This window comes from Thalassococcus sp. BH17M4-6 (assembly GCF_049323015.1).
Lineage (GTDB): Bacteria > Pseudomonadota > Alphaproteobacteria > Rhodobacterales > Rhodobacteraceae > Puniceibacterium.
Map to the genome: position 1 here is coordinate 14,588 of NZ_JBMPGU010000010.1, position 13,570 is coordinate 28,157.

The 13,570-nt window shown below is 66.4% G+C and carries 11 protein-coding genes; 4 read left to right on the forward strand and 7 right to left on the reverse strand.

The window, feature by feature from the left end:
- Positions 1–6 precede the first annotated feature (6 nt).
- Both ACOXXX_RS14600 and ACOXXX_RS14605 read right to left on the reverse strand, forming a co-directional pair.
- Entirely contained in the window at positions 7–1,080 is a 1,074-nt protein-coding gene (locus tag ACOXXX_RS14600; RefSeq protein ID WP_422827337.1) for a Hint domain-containing protein, read from the reverse strand.
- Positions 1,077–2,648, reverse strand: a complete 1,572-nt coding sequence (locus ACOXXX_RS14605; protein WP_422827338.1) for a Hint domain-containing protein — start codon at positions 2,646–2,648, stop codon at positions 1,077–1,079. The genes ACOXXX_RS14600 and ACOXXX_RS14605 overlap by 4 nt, the downstream gene beginning before the upstream one ends.
- A 276-nt stretch (positions 2,649–2,924) precedes the next feature.
- Between ACOXXX_RS14605 and dapE the strand changes: the two genes are divergently transcribed.
- From dapE to ACOXXX_RS14625, 4 genes are all read left to right on the forward strand, one after another.
- Positions 2,925–4,070, forward strand: coding sequence for a succinyl-diaminopimelate desuccinylase (gene dapE, locus ACOXXX_RS14610; protein ID WP_422827339.1), 1,146 nt, complete (start codon positions 2,925–2,927; stop codon positions 4,068–4,070).
- A gap of 1 nt (position 4,071) precedes the next feature.
- Positions 4,072–4,665: a TIGR04282 family arsenosugar biosynthesis glycosyltransferase gene (locus ACOXXX_RS14615; protein WP_422827340.1), complete on the forward strand. Its 594-nt coding sequence runs from the start codon at positions 4,072–4,074 to the stop codon at positions 4,663–4,665.
- Between the two features lie 75 nt (positions 4,666–4,740).
- Positions 4,741–7,029: a ribonuclease R gene (gene rnr, locus ACOXXX_RS14620; protein ID WP_422827341.1), complete on the forward strand. Its 2,289-nt coding sequence runs from the start codon at positions 4,741–4,743 to the stop codon at positions 7,027–7,029.
- A gap of 110 nt (positions 7,030–7,139) precedes the next feature.
- Positions 7,140–8,480 (forward strand): lytic murein transglycosylase, encoded by a 1,341-nt coding sequence (locus ACOXXX_RS14625; protein WP_422827342.1) that lies wholly within the window; start codon positions 7,140–7,142, stop codon positions 8,478–8,480.
- Between the two features lie 2 nt (positions 8,481–8,482).
- On the opposite strand, the gene ACOXXX_RS14630 is transcribed toward ACOXXX_RS14625, so the two are convergent.
- From ACOXXX_RS14630 to gpmI, 5 genes are all read right to left on the reverse strand, one after another.
- Positions 8,483–8,965 carry a hypothetical protein gene (locus ACOXXX_RS14630; RefSeq protein ID WP_422827343.1) on the reverse strand — a complete coding sequence of 161 codons (483 nt, stop codon included), beginning with the start codon at positions 8,963–8,965 and terminating at the stop codon, positions 8,483–8,485.
- Entirely contained in the window at positions 8,962–9,444 is a 483-nt protein-coding gene (locus tag ACOXXX_RS14635; protein WP_422827344.1) for an RNA pyrophosphohydrolase, read from the reverse strand. The genes ACOXXX_RS14630 and ACOXXX_RS14635 overlap by 4 nt, the downstream gene beginning before the upstream one ends.
- 104 nt (positions 9,445–9,548) lie before the next feature.
- Complete coding sequence (locus ACOXXX_RS14640; protein WP_422827345.1) at positions 9,549–10,886, reverse strand: S41 family peptidase; 1,338 nt, start codon at positions 10,884–10,886, stop codon at positions 9,549–9,551.
- A gap of 7 nt (positions 10,887–10,893) precedes the next feature.
- Positions 10,894–12,015: a murein hydrolase activator EnvC family protein gene (locus ACOXXX_RS14645; RefSeq protein WP_422827346.1), complete on the reverse strand. Its 1,122-nt coding sequence runs from the start codon at positions 12,013–12,015 to the stop codon at positions 10,894–10,896.
- Positions 12,015–13,544, reverse strand: a complete 1,530-nt coding sequence (gpmI, locus tag ACOXXX_RS14650) for a 2,3-bisphosphoglycerate-independent phosphoglycerate mutase (protein WP_422827347.1) — start codon at positions 13,542–13,544, stop codon at positions 12,015–12,017. The genes ACOXXX_RS14645 and gpmI overlap by 1 nt, the downstream gene beginning before the upstream one ends.
- Between the last annotated feature and the right edge of the window lie 26 nt (positions 13,545–13,570).

Sequence of the window (13,570 nt, forward strand, 5' to 3'; positions counted from 1 at the left end):
CCGCTGTCAGGCGGCGCGCGCCTCTGCCAGGGTGATCGCCTCGAACGGGCGCAGCACCTGGTAACCGGCGCGGTGGTGTTCGGGCAAAAGCGTGTGCGGGCAGGCATTCAGAAGGCTCGACCGCAGCCGGTCGCGGTTGCGGCGCAGCCGACCGACATACAGGCTTTCCATCGCGGCATCGGCGCAGATCAGCGCCTCGTGTCCCGGCAACAGCAGATGGCGATAGCTGACCAGCCGGTGACCGTCTTCGTAGACCGCCGCGAAGCCGTTCACCAGATTGATGGCCGGGATCAGCACCGCCTCACGGCCAAAGATATACTCGACCTCGGACCCGCCGATCACCAGCCGCTGATGCGGGGCGACGACGATATCCCGCCGCAAGCCGAAATAGGGCGCGCGCAGGCGCACCGGCTGGAAAGAGCCGAAGGCCGGAACGGTGCGTTCGACCACGTGCAGCACCGGTACCGCCCCGTTGTCCCGCGACAGAACCGTATCGCCGCAGTTCAGCTCCTTGAGCGGCTTGTACCCCATCGGCGTCGCCACCGGCACGGTGCCGGTCAGCGACGGCATGGGGCCGATGGGTTCGATCCGGTCGGACACCGCAAAGAACACCACGTCGGCGTCCATCTCGCACAGCTGCGGTCGCAGGGTCATGGTGTAGATGTCTTCGAGCATCAGCGGCGGCGGCGCGGGGGTCTTCACCACCTCGATCGTATCGGCCTCGGGCCGTTCGACCGCCAGCCGCCCCCAGCGGCGCGGGCTGTCCCAGCTGAAGGTCAGGCGCAGCACGTCGGTGCGCGCGTCGCGCCCGTGGCTGAGAACCGTGTGAAACACATCCTGCCCCTGGCTCATCACCAGCACGATGCTGCCGCCGGGGATGGCTTGCAGCGACAGCCCGCCTTCCCAGGGATGCCGCCGCTGGTAGGACAGCAGCGTCTGCGGCCGCCCGTCCGGCGACAGCCGCGTCTCGATCACCAGCGACCCGCGTGCCAGCAGCGTGTTGCGTCCGGTCTCGGATTCGTCAAAGGTCTTGGGGCAGACCCAGCCCATATCCTCGCCTGAAATGGCAATCCAGCTCATGCGGCAAGGCCCTGCAGCAGCCGCGCCTCGTAGCCTTTCAGCACCCGGCGCGCGGCGGGGCTGTAGCCCGCACCCGTCACCGGGTCGAGTTCGGGGAAAAGCGCGCAGATCTCTTCCAGCACCTCTTCCTCGAAAAGGTTGCGCACCTCGGCCCCGGGCAGGAAGCTTTCGGATTCCATGCCATTGGCAAAGACGATCTCGTGCTGATCGAAAAGCAGGTGGACATAGTCGACCTCGCCCCCCTCGACCGCGCGGATCGTGGTGCCGTTGACCAGATGCTTGGCGGCGACCAGAACCTCGGGGGCGCCGAACATCACATCGGCCAGCACGTCGCGCACGACCACCCGGTGCAACGGTGACAGCATCAGCGTGTCATGCGCGCCCAGCGCGCGCGCGGCGATACGGATGGGGGCGAACTTGCCCAGGGCGGCAACCCGCCGCTGGCCGCGCCAGCGCAGCGGCTGCAGGCCGTTGTCCTTGGTCACCACCAGATCGCCCGCGCGTAGCGTTTCCACCGCGCGCGGCCCGTCGGCGGTGTCGATCAGGCAGCCCGCCACGAAGCAGGGCACCGAATCCAGCGTCACAAAGCCCACGTCGTTGGTGCCGGTGCTGCTTTCGACCGTGTAGGTGAAATTCACTGTCTCGACGTCGCCGTCGCCGGTCACGTCCAGCGTGCCATCCGCAAGCAGCGTCACCGTCTGCCCGGTGGTCAGCGTCACCGTATCGCCCGCGGTGACGGCGATGCCGTTAATATGGGTGATGGTCAGCGTGCCGCCGGTCGCGTTCACATCATTGGCCAGAACGTCGACATTGGCGGTGCCGTTGGGATAGATTTCGGCAGTATCCTCGATCGCGACCAGCGTGGTCTGTACCGAATTGCCCGCGATCAGCAGGGTCGAGTCGTAGTTGTTGTCGACCACGTCGGCGATGCCGATCCGGATCGAGTTGACCACACCGGGCGTGACCGGAATGGTCAGCGTCATGGTGACGGTAAAGCCGTCCATCTCGGTGTTGTAATCCGACCCGGTGTTGTCGACGAACAGGTTCTGGTTGGAGATCGAGTTAAGGTTGTTGGGGTCTATATCGCCGTCGCCGATGGCCATATCGACCTGCACGCCATTGACCCAGACGCCGACGAAATCCTGATAAAGCGAGGTCTGATATTCCGGGTATTCCTCGGACGAAAAGACAAACTGCATCGTCATCACAGAGCCGGTGGGAATGAAATCCACATCCAGGAACGCCGCGTCATAGGTCCGCGCGCCCGCCGCCGCGTTGAAATCCGACACCCCGTTCGGACCGCTGGAATTGGTGGACTGGTTGTTGTCCTGGTTGGCCGACCCGAAGGTGTTGGTAAAGCCGCGCAGGTCACCGGTCGACAGCATGACACCGGTGTCGCCGGGGGTCACACCCGGGCTGACGCTGTCGCCGTTGCTGTAGATGCCCGAGGAATCGCGATCCCCGGTATAGCTGGCACTGACGACCGTGACGCCGTCGCCAAAGATTTCCTGCGCCATCTCAAAGGCGCTGGCCCCCCGATCAATCGGGATTTCCGATGCTGCGACCATACCTGCCTCGTGCCCTGCCCGAGGTCAGAAACAGCCGAAACCTGTGCCTATCTGGGGGGAGAGGCCCCCAAAATTGCAACATGATGTGTTCAGAACTGCGCGCCCTGCCTCTGGGCTTATTGTTATGTTATTGATAACACGCAGATTCATGACCTGTTAAGCAACTCCTGCGGGTAACGCTACGTAATCGCCGCAATGCTGCGCTATTTTGGCCACATTTGCCGGGCGTCGAAATGCGCGTTACCTGCCCCAAGGATCAGACCGAAAGGCCCCGTCATGTCGCAGACCAATCCCGAAACCCTGACCGCCGATCTGGTGCGTTGCGCCTCGATCACCCCTGAAGAGGGCGGCGCGCTGGTGCTGCTGGAGGACCTGCTTGCGGGGGCCGGGTTCACCTGCACCCGGGTCGATCGCGGCGGCGTCAGCAACCTGTTCGCGCGCTGGGGTGACAAGGGGCACAGCCGCACCTTCGGGTTCAACGGGCACACAGATGTGGTGCCATTGGGCGATCCCGACGACTGGACCATGCCGCCCTTCGGCGCCGAGGTGAAGGACGGGTTCCTCTATGGGCGCGGGGCCACCGACATGAAATCCGGCGTCGCCGCCTTTGCCGCCGCGGCGGTGGATTTCGTGACGCAGACCCCGCCCGACGGCGCGGTGATCCTGGCCATCACCGGGGACGAGGAAGGCGACGCGGTGGATGGCACCGTGGCGCTTCTGAATTGGATGGAAAGCGCCCAGGAGCGGATGCAGGTCTGCCTGGTTGGGGAACCCACAAGCCCCGACCACATGGGCCAGATGCTCAAGATCGGGCGGCGCGGATCGCTCAATGCGCATTTCACCGTGGTGGGGCAGCAAGGCCATGCCGCCTATCCGCACCGCGCGCTGAACCCGATGCCCGCGATGGCGCGGCTGATGGACCGGCTGGCCTCGCACGAGCTGGACAAGGGCACCGATCACTTCGATGCCTCGACATTGGCGGTCGTCACCATAGACACCGGCAACCCAGCGACCAACGTCATTCCGGCGCAGAGCCGCGCGGCGGTCAACATCCGCTTCAACGATCTGCACAGCGGCGCGTCGCTGTCCGAGTGGCTGCAGGAAGAAGCCACGCGCATCGACGCCGAATTCGGGACGAAGACGGATGTGAAGATCAAGATTTCTGGCGAAAGCTTTCTGACCCCGCCGGGCGATCTGTCGGCGCTGGTGTCCCGCGCGGTTGAGGCCGAAACCGGCGTGACACCCGAGCTGTCGACCAGCGGCGGCACGTCGGACGCGCGCTTTGTCAAGGATCACTGCCCGGTCGTGGAATTCGGGCTGGTGGGCAAGACCATGCACCAGGTCGATGAACGGGTCGAAGTGGCACAGATCCATCAGCTCAAGGCGATCTACACCCGCATCCTGCGCGACTATTTTGCCTGAGATGCGCCGACGGCTGATCGTCATGCTGAAAGAGCCGCGCCCGGGCCGGGTGAAGACGCGGCTGGGGCGCGACATCGGCATGACCGCGGCAGCCTGGTGGTTCCGGCATCAGACCTCGGCGCTCTTGCGGCGGCTGGACGATCCGCGCTGGTACCTGGCACTGGCGGTGGCGCCGGATTCAGAGGGTCTGCAAAGCCGGGTCTGGCCCGCGCATCTGCCGCGCTTGCCGCAGGGACCGGGCACTCTGGGCGACCGGATGGCGCGGCTGCTGCGTAACCAGCCGCCCGGCCCGGTCTGCATCATCGGCGGCGATATCCCCGGCATCACACCCGCGCATGTCTGGCGGGCGTTCCGCGCGCTGGGGGATCACGAAGCGGTCTTTGGGCCCGCCCCCGATGGCGGGTACTGGCTGGTCGGGCTGAAGCGCAGCAACCGGGTGCCGCCCGGGCTGCTGCGCGGGGTGGCGTGGTCCACCGATCAGGCGCTGGCACAGTCCGTGGACAGCCTTGGCGGCATGCGTGTCGCCCGGGTCGATACCCTGCAGGACATCGACACCCTGGCCGACCTCCCGCGAGGAAAGTCCGCGAGGACTTGAAGAGCCGCCGCTCCTCCGCCCGGGCCGGGCGTCTTCGCAGGTGACGCCCTGCGCGCCGCGTGATAGGCGAACGTCATGAGCAAGCTGCCGACAAAGGCCGACATCCTCGACTGGATCGCCGCCAACCCGACCCTCACCGCGAAACGCGACATCGCCAAGGCCTTCGGGATCAAGGGTGCCGCGCGCATCGACCTCAAGCGTCTGCTCAAGGAGCTGGAGGCCGACGGCCATCTGGAAAAGCGCAAGAAGACCTATCGCGACCCCGACCGTCTGCCCCCGGTCAGCGTGCTGCAGGTCAAGGCCCCCGATCCGGACGGCGATCTGTATGCCCAACCGCTGGAGTGGCACGGCGAAGGCACTGAGCCGGTCGTGCTGATCGTCCCGCGCGCCAGCGATCCGGCCCTGGGCGAAGGCGACCGCATCCTGGCGCGCCTGCAGGTCGTGCAGGACGAAGACCACAATTACGAGGCGCGGCTGATCCGCCGCATCGGCGCCAACCCCAGAAAGATCGTCGGCATCTTTCGCAAGGGCGCCGAAGGGGGGCGTATCCTGCCGATCGACAAGGGGTCTGACAGCGAATGGGCGGTGATGCCCGACGCCACCGGCGGCGCCCGCGAAGGAGAGCTGGTCGAGGCCGAACAAGCCGGGCCCAAGGGCCGCATGGGCCTGCCCCGCGCCCGCATCACCCAGCGCCTGGGCGACCCGTCCGAACCGCGCGCGGTGTCGCTGATCGCGATCCATCAGCACGGCATTCCCGACGATTTCCCCGACGACGTGCTGGCCGAAGCTGACGCGATGAAGCCCGCGGGCCTCAAGGGCCGCACCGATCTGCGCGATCTGCCGCTCATTACCATCGACCCCTCGGATGCGCGCGATCATGACGACGCGTGTTACGCCCATGCCGACGACGATCCCAAGAACCCCGGCGGGCATGTGATCTGGGTCGCCATCGCGGATGTCGCGCATTACGTCCGCCCCGGCACCGCGCTCGACCGCGAGGCGCGCAAGCGCGGCAATTCCAGCTATTTCCCCGACCGCGTGGTGCCAATGCTGCCCGACCGGCTGTCGGGAGATCTGTGCAGCCTGCACGAGGGCGTGCCGCGCGCCTGTCTCGCGGTGCGCATGGTCATCGACGCCGACGGCAACAAACGCGGCCAGCGCTTTGTCCGGGGCCTGATGCGCTCGCCCGCCTCGCTCAATTACCAAGAGGTGCAGGCGGCCATGGACGGCGAGGTGTCCGACCGGCTGGCGCCACTGATGGACGACGTCATCCGCCCGCTTTATGCCGCCTATGCCGCCTTGCACGCCGCCCGTGGGCGACGCCAGCCGCTGGACCTTGATCTGCCCGAACGCAAGATCCAGCTGTCCGAGGATGGCACTGTCACCTCGGTCAACTTTGCCGACCGGCTGGATGCGCACAAGCTGATCGAAGAATTCATGGTGCTGGCCAATGTCGCCGCCGCTGAAACGCTGGCCGCGAAAAAGACCCCGCTGCTTTACCGCGTGCACGAGGAACCGCCGCCCGAGAAGCTCGATTCGCTGCGTGACACGGCGGACGCCGCCGGGTTGCAGCTGGCCAAGGGGCAAGTGCTCAAGACCGCCCATCTCAACAAGCTGCTGCACGACGCTGCGGGCCGGGACGAGGCGGACCTGATCAACATGGCAACCCTGCGTGCGATGACGCAGGCCTATTACGGCCCTGCGAATTTCGGGCATTTCGGGCTGGCGCTGCAGGCCTATGCGCACTTTACCTCGCCCATCCGGCGCTATGCCGACCTGGTCGTGCACCGCGCGCTGATCACCGCCCACGGCTGGGGCGACGACGGGCTGAGCCCCGAGGATATCGAACGCCTGGACAGCACCGCGACGCATATCAGCGACACTGAACGCCGGTCGATGACGGCCGAACGCGACACCACCGACCGCTACCTCGCGGCCTATCTGTCGGACCGGATCGGCGCGGAATTCAGCGGTAAGATCAGCGGCATCGCGCGCTTCGGCGTTTTCGTCAGGCTGGACGAGACCGGGGCCGACGGGCTGATCCCGATGCGCAATCTGGGCAACGAATATTTCCATTTCGACCGCGACTCCGCCACGCTGATGGGCGCCGACACCGGCACGGTGATCACCCTGGGGCAGAAGGTCACGGTCAGGCTGACCGATGCGGCGCCGGTCACCGGCGGCATCGGGCTCGAGCTTTTGACGCTCGAGGATGCCGATCTGCCCCGCGGCCCGGGGCGTGGCGGCCCGCGCAAGGGGCGCGGTAGCAGCAAGGGCGGCCCACGTCGCAAGCTTGCCAAGGCCGGAAAGAAGGACGCAAAGACCCGCACCAAGGTCAAGCGGCGGCGATCCGCAAAGCGCTAGCCCCGCCCGGCAACCCCCCGCCCGCGCCGCACGGCCCGATTCACAAAGCTCGCGATCTGCGCTATCCTTGGATCAAAACAAGACGAGGCTGCAAAGCAGCAGGTGAGCATATGAAGACGCGCAAGATATTCGGGGCTCTGGCCATCGGCCTCGTGCCCGTGACCAGCGGGGCGGCAGCGGTGGATACGTCGCTGCGCCCCCTGCTGCGGCCCACGACCGAGGCCGCGAGCATCGAAATCGCCGCCGCGGCGCCCGCCACGGTCCCCGACCAAGGCACACGGCCGATGTCCCGCCCCGAGACACCGCAAATCGCCCCTGTCGATGCGGCCACCCAGGCCGGGTTCGAGCGCTGGATTCGCGATTTCCGCACCCGGGCCGCACGCCAGGGCATTCGCGAAAGCGTCCTTGACAGCGCCTTTCGCCATGCCCGCTATGACCCCGAGGTGATCGCCAGGGACCGCAACCAGTCAGAATTCACCAAGACGATCTGGGACTATCTCGACTCTGCCGCCTCGGACAAGCGGATCGAGAATGGCCGCACGAAACTGGCCGAGCATCGCGATATACTGAACCGGATCGAGGCGCGCTATGGCGTCGACAAGGAGGTCGTACTGGCGATCTGGGGCATGGAAAGCGCCTATGGGGCCTATCGCGGCAGCAAGCCCCTGATCGGATCTCTGGCCACGCTGGCCCATGACGGGCGGCGCGGTGCGTTTTTTGAAAAACAGCTGATCGCGGCGCTGGAAATCCTGCAGAACGGCGACACCACCCCCGCCCGCATGACCGGTAGCTGGGCCGGCGCGATGGGGCACACGCAGTTCATCCCGACCTCTTACCTTGATCTCGCGGTGGATTTCACCAGCGACGGGCGGCGCGACATCTGGTCGGACGATCCGACCGACGCGCTGGCGTCGACCGCCGCCTATCTGGCGCGGTTCGGCTGGGTCAAGGGCATGCCCTGGGGGGTCGAGGTGCGGCTGCCCGACGGGTTCGATTATGCCAGCGCCAACCGCCAGACCACGCGGATGCCCAGCGAATGGGCGCGACTGGGCGTGGTGGACATGAATGGCGGTGCGGTGCGGGATTACGGCGCGGCCTCGGTCCTGCTGCCTGCGGGGGCCGAAGGGGCGGCGTTTCTGATCTTCAAGAATTTTCGGGTGATCGAACGCTACAACGCCGCCGATGCCTATGTGATCGGCGTCGGGCATCTGAGCGACCGGATCAAGGGCGGTGCGCCGATCCAGGCCGACTGGCCCCGCGGCGACCGCGCCCTGACCCGTGCGGAACGCAAGGAACTGCAGCGACTGCTGACGGCGCGCGGCTTTGGCACCGGGGGCATCGACGGGCGCATCGGGCCAAACAGCATCAAGGCGCTGCGCAACTATCAGCGCACGGCAGGGCTGGCCCCGGATGGCTATCCGTCTCTGGCGGTGCTGAAAAAACTGCGCTGAGCCTAGCGGTGCGGGGCGGCGGGGGTGCAATCGCCCTTGGCGCAGGCCCGCACGGCCTTGAGCTGTTGGACCGTCGGCTTGACGTAAAGCATGCCGCCGCAGGGGTTCGCCTCGGCGATCAGCCGGTCGCCATCCTGGCGCAGAAAGGCAAGGTAGCGGGTTCCCGACTCTGCCCCGGCGCACCAAGGCCCCAGGCACAGCACACGCAACGTGACGTCGCGCGACACATCCCTGGTAAAGCCGTCCGTGGTCAGACTGCGCCCGGTCAGGCGCGCGGGGATGTCGGTCGCGTTTGCGGCGCCCCTTCCCTGCCCGTCACGGACCGGCAGCAGGGCGGGATCGAACTGCAGTGTGCCCAGCATGACGAAATAGGGCTCGGGCGCGGCATCGGCGGTCAGGTAATCCCGCGCAACATCCGGGGCCATGCAGGACAGCGCCTGCGCGCCCCCCGCCAGCAGCGACAGCACAGCCGCCAGCCGGATCACAGCCGGTCGCCGAAGCAGTCGAGCACGCGGGTGTAAACCTCGCGTTTGAACGGCACGATATGTTCCACCAGTTCGGATGCGGGCAGCCAGCGCCATTCCGAAAACTCGGGGTGGTCGGTGGCGATGTTGACCTGGGTATCGCCGCCGTGAAAGCGCATCAGGAACCACTTCTGCTCCTGCCCGCGATACCGGCCCTTCCAGATGCGCGGGACAAGATCGTGCGGCAGGTCGTAGGGAATCCAGTCAGGCGTTTCAGCCTCGATCGTGACCAGATCGCGGGACACGCCGGTTTCTTCCCAAAGCTCGCGCAGCGCGGCCTCTTGCGGGTCTTCTCCGGTGTCCACACCGCCCTGCGGCATCTGCCAGGCTGGGCTTTGAGTGTCGATGCGCTGACCGACGAAGACGTCGCCGTCGGCATTCGTCAGCATCACGCCGACGCAAGGGCGATAGGGCAGTTTGGCGATGTCTTCGGGTGTCATGCCGGGCCTCTCATCGGGAGTGCCGGAAAATTCGAATTTTCCGGTCCGTTTTCCTAGAGGAAAACGGCTGCCGGGGCGGCGACCCACCCCGGCAGCGACGTTGCTCAGTCGTTGGGTCCCAAGGCGGACAGGCCCTTGAGGATGTCGATGGCATAGGCCAGCTGATAATCCTCTTCGCGCAGGGCCGCGGCGGCCTCGGCCTTTTCGCGGTCCTCTTCGATCTGGCGGATCTCGTCCTCGGTCAGGCTGTCGTTGTTCAGACGTCCGCGCAGGTCGGCCTCGGACCTTGTGGCGCGGGTCGTGCCTTCTTCGTCCTCTTCCTCGTTGGGTGTCACGCGGGGCTGTTCGACGACGATGTCGGGCGACACGCCCAGCGCCTGGATCGACCGGCCCGACGGCGTATAATACCGCGCCGTTGTCAGGCGCATGGCGCCATCCCCGCGCAGCGGCATGACGGTCTGCACCGACCCCTTGCCGAAGGATTTCGTGCCCACCACGATGGCGCGGCGGTGATCCTGCAGCGCGCCCGCGACGATTTCCGAGGCCGAGGCTGACCCGCCGTTGATCAGCACAACGATGGGCTTGCCTTCGGCAAGATCGCCCTCGGTGGCGTTGTAGCGGTCGCCGTCCACCGGATTGCGGCCCCGGGTCGAGACGATTTCGCCCTTTTCGAGGAAGGCGTCCGACACCCGGATCGCCTGGGTCAGCAGACCGCCGGGGTTGTTGCGCAGATCCAGCACGAAGCCGTTGACCTTGTCGATGCCACCCGCTGCTTCGACCTGTTCGGCAAGCCCTTCCTCAAGGTTGGGGAAGGTCTGGTCGTTGAAGGTGGTGACGCGCAGCACGACGGTGTCGCCTTCGGTGCGGGTCCGCACGGCGGTGAGCTTGATCGTGTCGCGGATGATCGACACGTCAAAGGGTTCGGGCATGTCTTCGCGCACGACGGTGATGATGATCTCGGACCCGACGGGACCGCGCATCAGGTCGACCGCTTCGTCGAGGTTGAGGCCCAGAACCGATTCGCCGTCCACATGGGTGATGAAATCGCCCGCTTCTATGCCGGCCTCGTCCGCCGGGGTGCCGTCGATGGGCGACACGACCTTGACGAACCCCTCTTCCTGCGTAACCTCGATTCCCAGCCCGCCGAATTCGCCGCGGGTCTGGACGCGCATGTTCTGCGCGTCGTCCGGCGACAGGTAGCTGGAATGCGGATCGAGAGAGGTCAGCATGCCGTTGATCGCGGCCTCGACCAGTTCGGCCTCGTCCACCTCTTCGACATATTGCGCGCGGATGCGTTCGAAGATGTCGCCGAACAGATCAAGCTGTTCATAGACGCTGGTCGAGCGGGCGGATTCCTGCGCCAGCAGAGGTCCGACGAATTGGGTTGTCGCCACCACACCGGCCAGCGTGCCGCCCAGCGCGGCCATTACGAATTTCTTCATCTCGGTCTCATCCCTTGTCGGTTGCGAACCACGTCAGCGGATCGACGGGCGCATCGCCCTGCCTCACTTCTATATAGAGCGTTTCGGGGCGGCGACTTCCACCCCTTTCACGGACAGGTGACACGATGTCACCGGTCTCCGGCTCCTCCCCGCCCATCAGCCCGACGGGCGATCCGGCGGGCAGCACCTGCCCGATCTCGCCGTAAGCGGTATCAAGCCCGGCTAGAACGAACAAGAGATCGGCCTGCGGCTCGAGGATGACCACGACGCCGTAGTCGAGCAGCGGACCGCGGTAGCGAATCGTCGCCGCCGTGGGCGTGGTCACCAGAGCCTTGGCCGGGGTGGCCATCACGATGCCCGGCCGCGCCACACCGGCGGCGTCGGCCTGACCCGCGGTGCGCAGCACCTGCCCCGCGACCGGCAGCGGCACCTGCCCCTTGAGATCGTCAATCTCGGGCAGCGGATCGGCGATCTCGTCGGTGGTGATCTCGCTCAGCCCGCTGGCAAAGCCCTGCAGCGTTTCGGTGGCGGCGATCAGGATCGCGGTGCGCACCGGATCCTCGGTAAAGCGGCGGGGCAGATCGGTGCGGTCGGCCAGCGCCTGGCTGAGGCCGGTGCGCGCCTCCTGCACGCCGCGCAGACCATCCTGCAGCGTCTGCACCGCGTCCTGCTGAAGCTGCCGCAGGGTCGTCACCTCCTCGAGATCGGCGCGCAGGATTGCGGCGCGGTCGGCCAGCCCAGGCGTGACCGCGGCGACCAGCATACCGGTGCGCGCGGTGCCCACGGGCCCCGAGGGATGCAGCAGCGTTTCGGGCGAGGCGGAGCGTCCGATGCCCTGCAACACGCCCAGAAGCTGCGCGACCTCGGTGTCGCGGGCAGCGAGCTGGGTGCTGAGCTCGGTTTCCCGGATCGCCGCATCGCGCAGGCCGTCGCGCATCGCGCTCAACCCCGCCTCGTAAGCGCGCACGGTGCTGGTCAGCGCGGCGACGCGGTCGCGGGCGCTTTGCGCGGCATCGAGGCTCAGCGCCGCCTCTTCGATCTGGCGCGCGGCCAGCCGCGCGGCATCCGCCGCGTCCTGCGCGGATGCAGGCAGCGCCATGAGCGCCAGGCAAAGGGAAAGGCCGCGCATCACTGGATCAGGCTTCTCCCGGTCATCTCCTCCGGCTGCGGCAGGCCCATCAGGGCAAGCAGCGTCGGCGCAAGATCGGCCAGCCGTCCGTCGCGCAGCGCCGCGCCCTCGGGCCCGCCAAACAGCACCACCGGCACCGGGTTGGTGGTATGCGCAGTATGCGGCCCCCCGGTTTCGGGATCGACCATGGTTTCGCAATTGCCGTGATCGGCTGTCACGATCATCGCGCCGCCGGATTTCTTAAGCGCGGCAACCACCTGTCCCAGGCCCTGATCCACCGCCTCGCAGGCCTTGATCGCCGCATCCAGGTCGCCGGTGTGACCGACCATGTCGGGGTTGGCAAAGTTGGTCACGATCAGATCATAGCCATGCTCGATCGCCGCGACGAATTTCTGCGTCACCTCGGCTGCCGACATTTCGGGCTGCATGTCATAGGTCGCGACCTTGGGGGATTTCGGCATGAAGCGGTCTTCATCCGGTTCGGGGGTTTCCTTGCCGCCGTTGAGGAAAAACGTGACATGCGGATATTTCTCGGTCTCGGCCAGGCGGAACTGCGTCTTGCCCTGCGCAGCGACCCAGGCGCCCAGCGTGTTGACGATCTTCTTCTTCGGGTAGGCGGTGGACAGATAGGCGTTGTGCGCCTCGGAATATTCGACCATCCCCAGCATCGCGGCAAGGTCGGGCTTGTCCCTTGCGAACCCGTCGAACGCCGGATCGCCGATGGCCGACAGGATTTCGCGCGCCCGGTCGGCGCGGAAGTTGAGGCAGAAAAACCCGTCTCCCTCGGCCACGCCCGCGTAGTCGCCGATCACCGTCGCGGGGATGAATTCATCTTTCTTGCCCGCGTCATAGCTTTGCCGAACCGCCTCGACCGCGCTGCCGGCCGTCTTGCCCTGACCCTGGATCATCGCGTCATAAGCGGTCTCGACCCGTTCCCAACGGGTGTCGCGGTCCATGGCGTAGTAGCGCCCGATCACGGTCGCGATCCGCACGGGGGCGGCATCCTCCAGCGTTTCGGTCCAGTCGGTCAGGTCCTTAACAAAACCCTTGGCGCTGTCGGGGGCCACGTCGCGCCCGTCGGTGATGGCATGCAGGACCACCGGCACACCGGCTTTGGCGATCATCTGCACGGCGGCTTTGATATGGCTGATGTGCCCGTGCACACCGCCGTCCGAAACAAGGCCCATGACATGCGCCGCACCGCCGCTGTCTTTCAGGGTGTCGATGAATTTCAGGATCTCGGCGTTCTCGAAAAACGATCCATCCTCGATGGCCAGGTCGATCTGGCCCAGGTCCATCGCCACGATCCGCCCGGCGCCGATATTGGTGTGCCCGACCTCGGAATTGCCCATCTGCCCGGTCGGCAGGCCGACATCCGGGCCGTGGGTGATCAGCGTCGCATGGGGACAGGTGGCCATCAGCCGGTCCATCGTCGGCGTGTCGGCCAGCGCCGGGGCATTGGCGGATTTGTCGGGATTGAGCCCCCATCCGTCGAGAATGGTCAGAACGACTGGCTTGGGGATGGTCATGACATGCTCCGCCCGTTGGGGTCATT

Bases quoted from the DNA above. Each gene is read 5' to 3' on its own strand.
- ACOXXX_RS14600 (WP_422827337.1), bottom strand. From the start codon at position 1,080: ATGAGCTGGATTGCCATTTCAGGCGAGGATATGGGCTGGGTCTGCCCC.
- ACOXXX_RS14605 (WP_422827338.1), bottom strand. From the start codon at position 2,648: ATGGTCGCAGCATCGGAAATCCCGATTGATCGGGGGGCCAGCGCCTTT.
- dapE (WP_422827339.1), top strand. From the start codon at position 2,925: ATGTCGCAGACCAATCCCGAAACCCTGACCGCCGATCTGGTGCGTTGC.
- ACOXXX_RS14615 (WP_422827340.1), top strand. From the start codon at position 4,072: ATGCGCCGACGGCTGATCGTCATGCTGAAAGAGCCGCGCCCGGGCCGG.
- rnr (WP_422827341.1), top strand. From the start codon at position 4,741: ATGAGCAAGCTGCCGACAAAGGCCGACATCCTCGACTGGATCGCCGCC.
- ACOXXX_RS14625 (WP_422827342.1), top strand. From the start codon at position 7,140: ATGAAGACGCGCAAGATATTCGGGGCTCTGGCCATCGGCCTCGTGCCC.
- ACOXXX_RS14635 (WP_422827344.1), bottom strand. From the start codon at position 9,444: ATGACACCCGAAGACATCGCCAAACTGCCCTATCGCCCTTGCGTCGGC.
- ACOXXX_RS14640 (WP_422827345.1), bottom strand. From the start codon at position 10,886: ATGAAGAAATTCGTAATGGCCGCGCTGGGCGGCACGCTGGCCGGTGTG.
- ACOXXX_RS14645 (WP_422827346.1), bottom strand. From the start codon at position 12,015: ATGCGCGGCCTTTCCCTTTGCCTGGCGCTCATGGCGCTGCCTGCATCC.
- gpmI (WP_422827347.1), bottom strand. From the start codon at position 13,544: ATGACCATCCCCAAGCCAGTCGTTCTGACCATTCTCGACGGATGGGGG.